The 340-nt window shown below is 35.6% G+C and carries 1 pseudogene; it reads right to left on the reverse strand.

The annotated features are described in order from the left end of the window. A pseudogene (locus JKP73_RS23320) lies at positions 1-202 on the reverse strand (phage head closure protein); the annotation flags it as partial. Between the last annotated feature and the right edge of the window lie 138 nt (positions 203-340).

Genomic DNA, 340 nt, shown 5'->3' on the forward strand with positions numbered 1-340 from the left:
TGTCATATTCAAAGGAATAAATAGGGAATACTTTCTCGGGTTTAAATCCTTTGTTACCTGCACTATAAAATTCATTCCTGCTTACAGAACTCTCACTGCATAAAACGGGTTTTCTGCGGGGTTCTCCATAAGGGATTTGATTCTTAAGTTCATCGAATTTATATTCTTGTTTTATTAAAACCAATTCTTTATCTTTCCTCATATCAACACCCTACCGCTAACTGTGTAACTAAGGTAAAAAAAGCCGGAGAGAATTTAACTTCTCCCGTCTTTAATTCCCATAAATCCGTTACACCCATTACAATGACAGCAATAGCAAGATCACCATCCAACTTTTCAT

Source organism: Virgibacillus salexigens (assembly GCF_014905415.1).
In the GTDB taxonomy this organism is placed as follows: domain Bacteria; phylum Bacillota; class Bacilli; order Bacillales; family Amphibacillaceae; genus Virgibacillus; species Virgibacillus salexigens.